Origin of the sequence: Streptomyces sp. VTCC 41912, assembly GCF_045799175.1 — a bacterium.
Classification (GTDB): Bacteria; Actinomycetota; Actinomycetes; order Streptomycetales; family Streptomycetaceae; genus Streptomyces; species Streptomyces albulus_C.
Genome location: NZ_JBJMAB010000077.1, coordinates 1 through 12,494, shown reverse-complemented (window position 1 = coordinate 12,494; position 12,494 = coordinate 1). Strand labels below are relative to the sequence as shown.

At 74.0% G+C, this 12,494-nt stretch carries 11 protein-coding genes; 8 read left to right on the top strand and 3 right to left on the bottom strand.

What is annotated here, in order from left to right:
- Positions 1 to 139: 139 nt before the first annotated feature.
- Positions 140 to 853 (bottom strand): 1-acyl-sn-glycerol-3-phosphate acyltransferase, encoded by a 714-nt coding sequence (locus tag ACJ6WD_RS40990; protein ID WP_233662056.1) that lies wholly within the window; start codon positions 851 to 853, stop codon positions 140 to 142.
- 321 nt (positions 854 to 1,174) lie between these two features.
- Here ACJ6WD_RS40990 and ACJ6WD_RS40985 point away from each other — a divergent pair, with 321 nt between their 5' ends.
- From ACJ6WD_RS40985 to ACJ6WD_RS40970, 4 genes are all read left to right on the top strand, one after another.
- Positions 1,175 to 1,480 (top strand): thioredoxin family protein, encoded by a 306-nt coding sequence (locus ACJ6WD_RS40985; protein WP_233662058.1) that lies wholly within the window; start codon positions 1,175 to 1,177, stop codon positions 1,478 to 1,480.
- 231 nt (positions 1,481 to 1,711) lie between these two features.
- On the top strand, positions 1,712 to 2,218 hold the full coding sequence (locus ACJ6WD_RS40980) for a flavin reductase family protein (RefSeq protein WP_016574898.1): 507 nt from the start codon (positions 1,712 to 1,714) through the stop codon (positions 2,216 to 2,218).
- 212 nt (positions 2,219 to 2,430) lie between these two features.
- The gene (locus ACJ6WD_RS40975; RefSeq protein WP_016574899.1) at positions 2,431 to 3,219 is read left to right on the top strand and encodes an electron transfer flavoprotein subunit beta/FixA family protein; all 789 of its coding nucleotides are present in this window, start codon (positions 2,431 to 2,433) and stop codon (positions 3,217 to 3,219) included.
- Between the two features lie 146 nt (positions 3,220 to 3,365).
- Positions 3,366 to 4,328 (top strand): electron transfer flavoprotein subunit alpha/FixB family protein, encoded by a 963-nt coding sequence (locus ACJ6WD_RS40970; RefSeq protein WP_233662055.1) that lies wholly within the window; start codon positions 3,366 to 3,368, stop codon positions 4,326 to 4,328.
- Positions 4,329 to 4,422: 94 nt separating this feature from the next.
- Here the strand turns inward: ACJ6WD_RS40970 and ACJ6WD_RS40965 are convergent, their stop codons facing one another.
- A complete protein-coding gene (locus tag ACJ6WD_RS40965; protein WP_233662054.1) occupies positions 4,423 to 4,938 on the bottom strand; it encodes a DinB family protein in 516 nt (171 codons plus the stop codon).
- Positions 4,939 to 5,143: 205 nt separating this feature from the next.
- Between ACJ6WD_RS40965 and ACJ6WD_RS40960 the strand changes: the two genes are divergently transcribed.
- Complete coding sequence (locus tag ACJ6WD_RS40960; protein WP_233662053.1) at positions 5,144 to 6,454, top strand: DUF6986 family protein; 1,311 nt, start codon at positions 5,144 to 5,146, stop codon at positions 6,452 to 6,454.
- Positions 6,455 to 6,614: 160 nt separating this feature from the next.
- On the opposite strand, the gene ACJ6WD_RS40955 is transcribed toward ACJ6WD_RS40960, so the two are convergent.
- Positions 6,615 to 7,655 carry a LacI family DNA-binding transcriptional regulator gene (locus ACJ6WD_RS40955; RefSeq protein ID WP_233662052.1) on the bottom strand — a complete coding sequence of 347 codons (1,041 nt, stop codon included), beginning with the start codon at positions 7,653 to 7,655 and terminating at the stop codon, positions 6,615 to 6,617.
- 186 nt (positions 7,656 to 7,841) lie between these two features.
- Between ACJ6WD_RS40955 and ACJ6WD_RS40950 the strand changes: the two genes are divergently transcribed.
- From ACJ6WD_RS40950 to ACJ6WD_RS40940, 3 genes are all read left to right on the top strand, one after another.
- Positions 7,842 to 8,798: an ROK family protein gene (locus ACJ6WD_RS40950; RefSeq protein WP_407617780.1), complete on the top strand. Its 957-nt coding sequence runs from the start codon at positions 7,842 to 7,844 to the stop codon at positions 8,796 to 8,798.
- A gap of 130 nt (positions 8,799 to 8,928) precedes the next feature.
- Complete coding sequence (locus ACJ6WD_RS40945) at positions 8,929 to 11,001, top strand: protein kinase domain-containing protein (RefSeq protein ID WP_407617779.1); 2,073 nt, start codon at positions 8,929 to 8,931, stop codon at positions 10,999 to 11,001.
- 287 nt (positions 11,002 to 11,288) lie between these two features.
- Complete coding sequence (locus ACJ6WD_RS40940) at positions 11,289 to 12,323, top strand: NUDIX hydrolase (protein ID WP_233662050.1); 1,035 nt, start codon at positions 11,289 to 11,291, stop codon at positions 12,321 to 12,323.
- The last annotated feature ends 171 nt before the right edge of the window (positions 12,324 to 12,494 follow it).

Sequence of the window (12,494 nt, the reverse complement as noted above, 5' to 3'; positions counted from 1 at the left end):
ACGTAAAGCGCAGCAGTCCGGGCACCCCACCACCCGCACCCCCGGCACCGCACCCGACCAGCCCCGCGCAGCGGCCCGCGCCGCAGGCGCAAACAGAAACCCCCACGGCGGGACAGCCGACAACGTGGGAAGGAAAAACTTACGCACCGCGTCCCGGCATAGGCGCCGTGCCGCCCAGGTGGGCCGGGATCCACCAGGTGTCGTCGGCGTCCCGGGGGCGTACGGGGTAGGCGCGCTGGGCCGCTTCCAGGAGGTCCTGGACGCGGGCCCGGAGGCGGTCGGTGATCTTCTCGGCCGGGTCGGCCGGGTCGGCCTCCACCGGTTCGCCGACCCGGATCGTTATGGGGAAGTGGTGGCGGCCCAACTGCCGCTTGTGCCCCTTGGTCCACAGCCGCTGGGTGCCCCACAGGGCCATCGGCAGCAGCGGGACGCCGGCCTCCTGGGCCAGGCGCGCGGCGCCCGACTTGAAGTTCTTCAGGGTGAAGGACTCGGAGATGGTCGCCTCGGGGAAGACCCCGATGATCTCGCCGGAACGGAGCGCGGACAGTGCGTGCTTGTAGGCGTGCACGCCCTGCGTCCGGTCCACCGGGATGTGCTTCATGGCCCGCATCAGCGGTCCCGACACCTTGTGCCGGAAGACCGACTCCTTCGCCATGAACCGCACGAGTCGCTTGGCCGGGCGGGCCGCCATTCCGCAGAAGACGAAGTCCAGGTAGCCGATGTGGTTGCTCACCAGGACCGCTCCGCCGTGCTGCGGGATGTTCTCCGCACCGGCGACGTCGAACTTCAGGTCCAACGTCTTGAAGAGCGTACGGGCCGCGCCGATGACGGGCGGGTAGACGAGCTCGGCCATGTGCGGGGGACCCCTTCTCTGTGCCTGGGGAGGGTTCTCCCGGCGGAAACCTACGCAGTCGTAACTGTGCGGCTCCGGGAGATCGTGCCCGATGTGCGCGCCGGCGGCCAGCGTGCGGGGCCCTCGGGGCGCGAGATCCTCGTCACGTGCGGGGCGGAACCGGCAGGTGGGGCGGCTTCCACCGGCCGACGGGGGCGGTTTTCGGCCCTGGGAATCTTTGCGGTGGCGGGAGCGCTGCACCCAGGGATGGCGGGACGGACGGTGCGCCTCGTAGGGGCCGCGGTGACGGGAAGGACGACGGTGCGGGACGACCAGGTGCGGATGGGCGCCGCCGAGATCGGTGCGGAGCTGGGGGAGCGGGCCACGCTCGTCCAGTTCTCCAGTGCGTTCTGCCAGCCCTGCCGGGCCACCCGGCGCGTGCTGACCGAGGTCGCCGGGATGGTCGACGGCGTGGCGCACGTCGAGATCGACGCGGAGGAGCGGCTGGAGCTGGTGCGGCGCCTGGAGGTGCGGAGCACGCCGACGGTGCTGGTGCTCGACGCGCGTGGCACGGTCGTCCGCCGGGCCGCCGGTCAGCCCCGGAAGGTCGACGTCATCGCGGCCCTGGGGGAGGCGGTCCGTGATTGATCTCCCAGATGCCGGGCGACACTTGACGCTTCGGGTCACACGTCGTCAGCCTGACGTCATGCGGCCAGGTATTGATCTCCTTCTCTACGGACGCGCGCACGTCGATCTGGTGCGGACCGCCAGCGCGCGTTGTCCCGGCGTGTGAGCAGCGACGACACCTCCGCCGCCGAGTGCCGTTCGGCCGCCGGCGGTTCCGCCCGGGCGCGCAGCCCACAGCAGAAGGACAACTCCATGACGGCCTCGCCCGATGTCGGCACGCCCCGCACCGCTTCCCCCGAACTCCTGCGCTCCGTCTTCCGGCAGCACGCCGCGGGCGTCGCGGTGATCACCGCGGCCGGTTCCGGCCCCGTCGGTTTCACCGCCACCTCCCTGACCTCCGTCGCCGCCGAACCCCCGCTGCTCTCCTTCGGCATCGGCACCGGCGCCTCCAGTTGGCCGACCGTCTCCGAGGCCGAGCACATAGGCGTGCACGTCCTCGGGGAGCACCAGCAGGAGCTGGCCGCGACCTTCGCGCGCAGCGGCGCCGACCGATTCGGTCCGGCGACGTCCTGGCGCACCGGCCCCGAGGGCGTGCCGTTGTTGGACGGGGTCCTGGCCTGGCTGGTGTGCCGGGTGGTGGCCCGCGTCCCGGCCGGCGACCACCGGATCGTGCTGGCCCAGCCGGTCGTCGGCGACCCCGCGGGTCCCGGCCGGCCGCTCCTCTACCACCAGGGCCGCTTCAACGCGTTGCGCGACTGACGGGTTCCTCCGTACCTGCTTCGTCGCCCGGTCGGGGCCGTTGGGAAGGTCACATTTCGACGGCCTTGATTCGGGGCATCAGAGTGTATGTACTGGCGAGTAATATGGCGGTCGGCGCGGGGATCCGGATCCGACCGGGAGCCGCCCCGTGGGGCGCCTATGCTGCCAGCACAAGGCAGTTCTGAAGAGACGAAGCAGGTAGGAGAGCCGGCGTGAGCTTGAGGATCGTTGTCTGTGTGAAGTACGTGCCCGACGCCACCGGCGACCGGCACTTCGCCGAGGACCTGACCGTCGATCGCGACGACGTGGACGGCCTCCTCTCGGAGCTCGACGAGTACGCCGTCGAGCAGGCCCTGCAGATCAAGGAAGCCAACGACGGCGAGGCCGAGATCACGGTCCTGACCGTCGGTCCCGAGGACGCCACCGACGCGCTGCGCAAGGCGCTGTCGATGGGTGCCGACAAGGCCGTCCACGTCGAGGACGACGACCTGCACGGCACCGACGCCCTCGGCACCTCGCTCGTGCTCGCCAAGGCCATCGAGAAGACCGGCTACGACCTCGTGGTCTGCGGTATGGCGTCCACCGACGGCACGATGGGCGTGCTGCCCGCGCTGCTCGCCGAGCGCCTGGCCGTCCCGCAGGTGACCCAGCTCTCCCAGGTCGCCGTCGCCGACGGCAAGGTCACCGGCCGCCGGGACGGCGACACCGCCAGCGAGCAGCTGGAGGCCGCGCTGCCGGCCGTCGTCTCCGTCACCGACCAGTCGGGCGAGGCGCGTTACCCCTCCTTCAAGGGCATCATGGCCGCGAAGAAGAAGCCGGTGGAGACCCTGGACCTGGACGACCTCGACATCGAGGCGGACGAGGTGGGCCTGGAGGGCGCCTGGACCAAGGTCGATTCGGCCGACGAGCGCCCGGCCCGCACCAAGGGCACGATCGTCACGGACGAGGGCGAGGGTGCCAAGCAGCTCGCCGAGTTCCTCGCGGGCCAGAAGTTCATCTAAGGCCGCGGGTCCGGGGCGCGGCCCCGGACCGGCACCGCTCCGCGACCGTGGCCGAGGCCATCTCCCGCCTCCGCGCCCGCATCTGACGGTCCGTCGGAACTCTTCGTCCTCCCTTCGCCCGCACTCTTCCCGCAGGAGCAATTCCCATGGCTGAAGTCCTTGTCTACGTCGACCACGTGGACGGTGCCGTCCGCAAGCCCACCCTCGAACTGCTCACCCTCGCCCGCCGCATCGGCGAGCCGGTGGCCGTGCACCTCGGCGCCGGCGTGGACACCGCCGCCCCCGTGCTCGCCGAGCACGGCGCGGTGAAGGTCCTCGCCGCCGACGCCCCCGAGTTCACCGAGTACCTCGTCGCCCCCAAGGTCGACGCGCTGCAGGCCGCCTACGACGCGGTCTCGCCGGCCGCCGTCCTGCTGCCCTCCTCCGCCGAGGGCAAGGAGATCGGCGCCCGGCTCGCCGTCCGGATCGGCTCCGGCATCATCACCGACGCCGTGGACGTCGAGGCCGGCGACGAGGGCCCGGTGGCCACCCAGTCGGTCTTCGCGGCCTCGTACACCACCAAGTCGCGGATCACCAAGGGCACCCCGGTCATCACCGTCAAGCCCAACTCCGCCGCCCCCGAGGCCGCTCCGGCCGCCGGTGCGGTCGAGCAGCTCGCGGTGACCGTCGCCGACGCCTCCAAGGCCACCAAGATCGTCTCGCGCACCCCGCGCGAGTCGACCGGCCGCCCGGAGCTGACCGAGGCCGCGATCGTGGTCTCCGGTGGCCGCGGCGTCAACGGCGCCGACAACTTCCCGGTCATCGAGGCGCTCGCCGACTCGCTCGGTGCGGCCGTCGGCGCCTCCCGTGCCGCGGTGGACGCCGGCTGGTACCCGCACACCAACCAGGTCGGTCAGACCGGCAAGTCGGTCTCGCCGCAGCTGTACATCGCGGCGGGCATCTCCGGCGCGATCCAGCACCGCGCGGGCATGCAGACCTCGAAGACCATCGTCGCGATCAACAAGGACGCCGAGGCGCCGATCTTCGACCTGGTCGACTACGGCGTGGTGGGCGACCTGTTCAACGTCGTCCCGGCGCTCACCGACGAGGTCACGTCCCGCAAGGGCTGACCCGGCCGGGCCCGCGGCGGGCCCGTGGACACCGCACGGCCGAAGGCCCCGTACGCAGCGGACGTACGGGGCCTTCGGCCGTGACCGCGGCCTCTCAGGACCCGGTCTCGCCGTCCAGCGCCTCGCGCAGCAGGTCCGCGTGCCCGTTGTGCCGCGCGTACTCCTCGATCATGTGGACGTAGATCCAGCGCAGGTTCAGGGTGCGGCCGTTGACGGTGAAGGTCTCGTCCAGGCCCCGGTCGGCCACCACCGCGTCGCAGGCCGCTATCTCGGCCGTCAGGGCCGCGTGGTCGGCCTCGGCCCGCGCCGGGTCGAGGTCGTCGAAGTCGGCGTCCGGGGCGTCCGGGGTGCAGTGGAGGGCGTCGATCGCCTCGCCGGCGAACCGCTGCCGGAACCAGACGCGTTCGACGTAGGCGAGGTGGCGGACCAGGCCGAGCAGGGTCAGCGGGGACGGCGGGGTGCCGGGCCGGGCGAGCTGTTCGCCGGTCAGGCCCGCGCACTTGGTGAGCAGGGTGTCACGGTGGAAATCGAGCCAGCCTTGCAGCATCGCGCGTTCGCCCGCGGCGGAGGGCGTCCGGCGGCGTTCGGTCCGGGGTGCGATCCATGTCATGACGGGATTGTGGGGCCTGGCGGGCGGGCCGCGCGACGGAGTTGTCGGCCCCGTGCGGGCCGGTGACCTGCGTCGCCACGAGGAAGGAAGGTGTTGACCTCGCCTACCGACACCGTTAGCTTCGCTATACGGATTGTTGATTCCGTTAAGCGGAAATGCCTGAGTCGGCGACGGCATCGGGCACAAGCACCGGGAGGGTACCGAAATGGGGCAGCAGGAGACCGTGGCCACGAGCTTCGCGGACACCGTACGCGAAGGCATCGGAGCCGCCCTCGCAGAGGTGGACGCCGACCTGGCGCGGCGCTACCCGGGTGACCCCGGCACCCGTCAGCCCGTCCACACGGTCTACGTCCCCGGCGACGCCTTCACCGCCGGCACCATCCGCTCCTGGGGCGACCAGGCGCTGGCCATGCTCGACGAGCACGCCCCCGACGCCGGCGCGCTCGCCGCGGTCCTCGGCATCTCCGACGACCTCGCCGGCCCGGTGTACGACCGGGTCCGCGCCAAGCTGGAGCGCGAGCCCGTCGAGGACCTCCGGATCGACTTCGAGGACGGCTACGGCCTCCGCTCCGACGCCGAGGAGGACGAGGCCGCCGCGCGCGCCGCCGCACTGGTCGCCGCCGCCTATCGTGGGGGCACCTCCCGGCCGGAGGCTGGGGGAGGCACCGCCGCCCCCTACATGGGCATCCGCATGAAGTGCATGGAGGCCGCCGTCCGCGACCGCGGCATCCGCACCCTGGACGTCTTCCTCACCGGTCTGATGGCGGCCGGTGGCCTGCCCGAGGGCCTGGTCCTGACCCTCCCCAAGGTGACCTACGTCGAGCAGGTCACCGCCATGGCCCGACTGCTGGACGCGTTCGAGGAGACCCACGCCCTCACGCCCGGCCGGATCGGCTTCGAGATCCAGATCGAGACCACCCAGTCCATCCTGGGCGCCGACGGCCGCGCCACCGTCGCCCGCATGATCGAGGCGGCCGAGGGCCGCGCCACCTCGCTGCACTACGGCACCTTCGACTACAGCGCCTCCTGCGGCGTCAGCGCCGCCTACCAGGCCAGTGACCACCCAGTGGCCGACCACGCCAAGGCCGTCATGCAGGTCGCCGCCGCCGGCACCGGCGTCCGCGTCTCCGACGGCTCCACCAACGTGCTGCCGGTCGGCCCCACCGCCCAGGTCCACGACGCCTGGCGGCTGCACCACGGCCTCACCCGCCGCGCCCTGGCCCGCGCCTACTACCAGGGCTGGGACATGCACCCGGGCCACCTGCCGACCCGCTACGCCGCCGTCTACGCCTTCTACCGCGAGGGCCTGGAGAAGGCCGCCGCCCGGCTCGCCGCCTACGTCGCCAAGGCCGGCGGCGACATCGCCGACGAGCCCGCGACCGCCAAGGCGCTCAGCGGCTACCTGCTTCGCGGCCTCGACTGCGGCGCCGTCGACAGCGACGAGGTCGCCCGCCTCACCGGACTGACCCGCGCCGACCTCGACGGCCTTGCGGGCCGCCCGACGAAGTCGGCCTGAACCGGAGCCGGTCGAACCGGCTCGGGGGCGGCCGCACCATCGGCCGCCCCGGTTGACCGCTGCCGGCCGTGCCCCGCCCCGGGGCCCGGCCGGTTCGCGTGCGGTGTCACGGGGGAACGCCGCACGCGCGGGCGCGCGCACCGTCCACCGGTGGCGCCGGTCAGCCCCCGGCCGGCCGGATCTCCCCCGAACCGCGTGGGATCAGCCGGGTGGGGATCTCCCACCGCTGCGGCGGCTCGCCGACGCCGTCCAGCCGCCGGAACAGCAAGCCGGCCGCGGTCCGGCCGAGTTGGGCGGAGTCCTGGGCGACGACCGTGATCGCGGGGCGGACCAGATCGGCGAGTTCGAAGTCGTCGAAGCCGACCAGGGCGACCGGGCGGGAGTGGCCGCGCAGCACCCGGACGGCGGTGACGGTGACGCGGTTGTTGCCCGCGAAGAGGGCGGTGACCGGCTCCGGCGCGGCCAGCATCGCGGTGGTCGCGGCGCCCACCCGGTCCGGGGCGGTGGAGCCCAGGGAGACCCAGGAGTCGTCGACCGGCAGCCCCGCCTCGGCCATCGCGCTGCGGTAGCCGCGCAGCCGCTCCTTGGCGGTGTGGATGCGGGGCTGGTCGCCGATGAAGCCGATCCGGCGGTGGCCGTGCGCGATGAGGTGGGCGACCGCGGCCCGGGCGCCGCCGAAGTTGTCGGAGAGGACCACGTCGGCGTCGATCCGGCCGGCCGGGCGGTCCACGAAGACGGTGGCGATGCCGGCGGCCATCTCGGGCGCGAGGTAGCGGTGGTCGTCGCCGGCCGGGATGACCACCAGCCCGTCCACCCGGCGGGCGCACAGGGCCAGCACCAACTCCTGCTCGCGGGCCGGGTCCTCGGCGCTGGAGCCGTTGATCAGCAGGGCGCCGTGGCTGCGCGCGACCTCCTCGACGGCGCGGCTGAGCGGCCCGTAGAAGGGGTCGGCGAGGTCCTCCAGGACCAGGCCGATGCTGGCGGTCCGGCCCTTGCGCAGGATCCGGGCGGAGTCGTTGCGCCGGAAGCCCAGCGCGGTGATGGCGTCCTGGACGCGGCGTTCGGTGTCCGGGGTGACGCCCGGCTCGCCGTTGACCACCCGAGAGACGGTCTTCAGGCCGACGCCGGCGCGCGCCGCGACATCCTTCATCGTGGGGCGGGTGCCGTAGCGATGGGAAGTGCCGCGGGCGGTCTCGGTCACGTGTGCGGTCCTGTCTGCCGGGGGACGGATGCGGTGTCGGGTGCGCTCGTCGGCGCCACGCGCCGACGGGTCGTCGGGTGGCGACGAGCATAGCCCCTAGACAACGTTGTCAAATGCCGGAAGACTGGCGCTCTCATGCCGGGCCGGTACTCCGGCCCCCCGGCCCACCAGGAGAATTCGACACCGATGCAGACGGACCTCAGCGCAGCGCTGGACATCGGCGGCACCAAGATCGCCGGCGCCCTGGTGGACGCGCGCGGCAGACTCGTCGTCCGGGCCGCCCGGCGGACCCCCGCCGACCAGGACGGCGCCACCGTGATGGGGGCGGTGGCCGAGGTCGTCCGCGAGATGGCCGCCGGGCCCCACTGGGCGCGGGTGGCCGCCGTCGGCATCGGCAGCGCCGGCCCCGTGGACGCCGAGGCCGGCACCGTCAGCCCGGTCAACATCCCCGGCTGGCGCGACTTCCCGCTGGTCGCCGGGGTGCGGGCGCTGGTCGGGGGGCGCCCGGTGACGCTGGTCGGCGACGGGGTGGCGATGACCGCGGCCGAGCACTGGCAGGGCGCCGCGCGGGGCCACGACAACGCCCTGTGCATGGTGGTCTCCACCGGGGTCGGCGGCGGGCTGGTCCTCGACGGGCGGTTGCACCCGGGGCCTTCGGGCAACGCCGGGCACATCGGGCACATCAGCGTCGACCTCGACGGCGACCCGTGTCCGTGCGGGGCGCGCGGTTGCGTGGAGCGGATCGCCAGCGGTCCCAACATCGCCCGCCGGGCGCTGGCCAACGGCTGGCGACCGGGCCCCGACGGGGACGACAGCGCCGCCGCGGTCGCCGCCGCGGCGCACGCCGGTGATCCCGTCGCGGTGCGCTCCTTCGAACGGGCCGGGCAGGCGCTGGCCGCGGGGATCGCCGCCACCGCCACCCTCGTCGAGATCGACATAGCCGTCGTCGGCGGCGGCGTCGCGGGGGCCGGGGACGTCCTGTTCGCCCCGTTGCGCGCCGCCCTCCGGGATTACGCCACGCTGTCCTTCGTGTCCGGACTGGCCGTGGTCCCGGCCCAGATGGGGACGGACGCCGGTGTGGTGGGGGCCGCCGCGGCGGCCGCGCAACAGTCCCGTCTCGATGCGTTCGTCCCCGCCCCGTAGGGGCACCGGCCGCACCCCTGCGCCCCTTAGTCTGGCTTCCGGCCGCCTGAGGGGTTGCGGCACAATGCCCCGGCGTCCAGGACGTACGGGCCGCTGAGGCCCGCCAGACGGGTAGCGAGGGGAACGCACGGTGACTTCGGGGGAGCACGAGCAGCGCGGGGCGGACGGAACCGGTGCGGCGGACGGCGCGAACGGCCCCCGACCGGCCGGCGGTGCGCCGGCCGGCGGTGCGCCGCGCTCCGCGTCCCGCAGCGGCCCGCAGCGCGGCGTGGACGACGACCTGACCGGGCAGGTGCTCGGCGGCCGCTACCGCGTCACCGGCCGGATCGGCCGCGGCGGCATGGGCGTGGTCTGCCGGGCCGAGGACCAGGTGCTGGGCCGCGAGGTCGCGCTCAAGGTCCTGCGCGCCTACACCGACGCGTCCGCCCCCGAACTCGCCGACCTGCGGACCCGGATGCAGCGCGAGGCGCGGGCCGCGGCCCGGATCCGGCACTCCGGCGTGGTCACCGTCCACGACGTCATCGAGGAGGCCGGCCGCCCGGTCATCGTGATGGAGTTGGTGGACGGACCGTCGCTGGACGACGCCATCGGCGCGCAGGGCCCGTTGGACCCGCAGGAGATCGCCCGGATCGGCGCCGCCGTCATGGACGCCCTGGACGCCGCCCACGAGGTCGGCGTGCTGCACCGCGACGTCAAGCCCGGCAACGTCCTGTTGGAGCGCGCCGGGCGGACCCCGGACCGGGCCGGCTCCCGCGGCGGCCGGGTGGTGCTCACCGACTTCGGCATCGCCAGCATCGAGGCCCCCGGGGACGGCGCCAGCACCAACATCACCCGCAGCGGCGAACTGGTCGGTTCGCTCGACTACCTGCCGCCCGAACGCGCCCAGGGCATGGACCCCACCCCCGCCTCGGACATCTGGTCACTCGGCATGACGCTCTACGCGGCGGTCGAGGGCGGTAGCGCGCCGTTCCGCCGCACGTCGGTGTACTCGACGCTGACCGCGATCGTCACCGAACCGCTGCCCGCACCGCGCCGGGCCGGCCCGCTGGCGCCCGTCCTGTACGCCCTGATGGCCAAGAACCCGGCCGACCGCCCGTCGGCCGCCCAGGCCCGCAGCATGCTCCAGGCCGTGGCGGAGGGCCGCGACCCGGGCGTCACGCCGCCCCCGCCGCCGTCGTTCCCGCAGCCCGGCTCGCCGTACGCCCCGACCGCCACCGACGTGACCGCGGGTGCCGGGCCGCTGCCCGGTCCCGCGGGTGCCGGGGTGGCGCCGGCCGGTTGGCTCGGCGGCCCGGGCGTCCAGGGCGGCGCCGTGCCGCAGCCGCCCGGCGCGAACCCGCCCCGGCCGGTCCACGACACCTCGACGACGGCGGCCGGTTCCGCGACCGCCGCCACCGGACCGCATCCGTACCCGACCGGCCCGGACGGCGACACCGCCCGGCTGCCGGCCCGCCGGCGCCGTCGGGTGCTGCTGGCGGTGGCGGCGGTCCTGGCCGTACTGGCCGGCGGCGGTGGCCTCACCTACGCCCTGGTCGGCGGGGGTTCCGGCGACCAGGACACCGCGGGCGGGCGGAAGCCGGCCGCACCGGCCAGCACGCCGGCGACGGGTCAGCCGAGCGTCTCCGCCGGCAAGGGCGGCGACGGCAAGGCCACCGGCGCCTCGCCGACCGACGCGGCGTCCCCCTCCGGGGCCCCCTCGTCCTCCGGTGCTCCCAAGCCCGGTGCGCCGGGCGGCAGTTCCGGCGGCCAGACCGGCGGAGCGGCCGCGGGCGGCAACCAGGGCGGCACGGACGGCGGCGCCTCGGGCGGGGCGCACGGCGGAACGTCCGGCGGCGCCCACGGCGGCACGTCCACCGGCGGCTCCGGATCCGCGGCCGGCGGTGCCAGTGGCGGGAGCGGCGGCGGGTCGCCGACCCCCGGACCGGCCTGCACGAACATCGGCGGGGGCAAGGCCAACTGCCCCGTGTGGCGCACCGCGAACTCCTACACCGCGTCCTTCCAGCAGGTCGGCCACCTCAACGCCGGCACCAACTACTTCTACTGCCAGGCGAAGTTGGGCCGTCGTGAGACGTACGGGAAGTGGACCAACGTGTGGTGGGCCAAGACCGACGACGACAGCGGCAACGCCGGCGTCTACGTCAGCGTCGTGTACCTCACCGGCGGGGAGAACGACCAGCCGGTGCCCGGGTTGCAGGTCTGCTGAACGGCGGTGCGCGGCCGGCCGACGGGGATCCATGGGACCCCGGCATATGCGACGTACCGCCCCGCCGCCGGCCGCCCGCAGACCGTGCGCGGGTGGGGGTTTCGGTGCTGGAGGGGCGGGGGAGCGCTTGGTTGCCGGGGCATCGCGGCGGGGGAGGCGGACCGGCGTCCCCCGTGCGGTGTGTTCCGCCAACGTGTTCCCGGCGCTGCGCGCGGCCCGTGGTCCCGAGCGTTTCCGTGGCAGGGTGTTGCGGGCAACTCACCTGGGTCTAGGGAAGAGGGGAAACCGTGATCGTCTGGCTGAACGGCACGTTCGGTGCGGGCAAGACCACTGCGGCTCATGAAGTGCTCGACCTGCTTCCCGGAAGCACGCTCTACGACCCCGAACTCCTCGGCACCGGGCTGCGGTCGATGCTGCCGCCCAAGCGCCTCGAAGAGGTCGACGACTACCAGGACCTTCCGTCCTGGCGGCGGATGGTCGTGGACACCGCGGCGGCCCTGCTCACCGAGGTGCCGGGCCCCCTGGTGACCCCGATGACGCTGCTGCGCCAGGAGTACCGCGACGAGATCTTCGGCGCCCTCGCCGCCCGCCGAATACCGGTCCGACATGTCCTCCTGGATGCGGAGGAAACGATCCTGCGCTCCCGGATAGCCCACCGCGAGGAAACCCCCGGCGACCCCGAGGGCAACGCCGCCGTCCGCCGCTGGTGCCTGGAGCACCTGGGCCCCTACGCGCAGGCACTGGACTGGCTCAAGAGCGACGCCCACGTCGTGGACACCACGACCCTGACGCCCCGCCAGACCGCCGAACGGGTCGCCGAGGCCGTCCGCACCGGCGCCGGCGCCTGCGACATCGTGCAGACCCCCGAGCCGACCGCGGAGACCCTCGCCGCCGGAGTCCTGCTCTTCGACGACCAGGAGCGCGTCCTGCTCGTCGACCCGACATACAAGCCCGGCTGGGAGTTCCCCGGCGGCATCGTGGAACCAGGCGAGGCCCCCGCCCGCGCCGGCGTGCGCGAGGTCGCCGAGGAACTGGGCATCCAACTCGGCTGCACACCAAGGCTGTTGGTACTCGACTGGGAAGCGCCCAAGCCACCCGGCTACGGCGGCCTGCGCCTGCTCTTCGACGGCGGCACGCTCACCGAGGACCGCATCCAGGAACTCCTCCTGCCCGGCTCCGAACTCCGCGCATGGCGCTTCGTCACCGAATCCGAAGCGGAGTCCATGCTCCCGCCCGTCCGCTGGAACCGCCTCCGCTGGGCCCTCCGCGCCCGCGAACGGGGCTGCCCGCTGCATCTGGAGGCCGGCGTCCCGCTCGGCTAGCCGCGGGGGTCCCGCCCCACGTTTTTGGCTTTCCCGCCGTGGTGGTTGGCGTTTGCGCCTGGCGGCGCGGGCGTTGTCGGCGTTCCCGCCGTGGGGGTGCTGTTTGCGCCTGCGGCGCGTTGTCCGCTGCGCGGGGCTGTTGGGTGCGGTGACGGGCCTGCGGGGGTGGTG